The 368-nt window shown below is 41.8% G+C and carries 1 pseudogene; it reads left to right on the top strand.

The annotated features are described in order from the left end of the window. Positions 1–66: 66 nt before the first annotated feature. Positions 67–368 (top strand): annotated as a pseudogene (locus AB4Z50_RS36270) (IS3 family transposase); the annotation flags it as partial.

Here is a 368-nt window from a genome sequence, read left to right on the forward strand (position 1 = left end):
AAAACACCTTCAAGAAAATGCAACCATGTCGTAAGATATGGAGACAACCTTGGAGGTGTTTTTACGTTGGCAACAAGAGTAAGTTACCCAGTGGAAACAAAAATGAAAGCCATTGAATTGAGAATAAAAGGAGTTCCAGTGAAAAAGGTCATGGAGCAGCTGAGCATACGAAATAAGACGCAATTGGAAACCTGGATGCGATGGTACCGCAAGGGCGAATTAAACCGCTTGGAGCAACCTGTAGGCAAACAATACAGCTATGGTAAAGGACCTGAGTTTACCTCGGAACTGGAGCAAATAAAGGCGGAGAATCGGTTCTTAAAGCAACAAATAGATGTGCTAAAAAAGTACAAGGAAATGGAAAGGAG

This window comes from Paenibacillus sp. 2TAB26, from assembly GCF_052115145.1.
In the GTDB taxonomy this organism is placed as follows: Bacteria; Bacillota; Bacilli; order Paenibacillales; family Paenibacillaceae; genus Pristimantibacillus.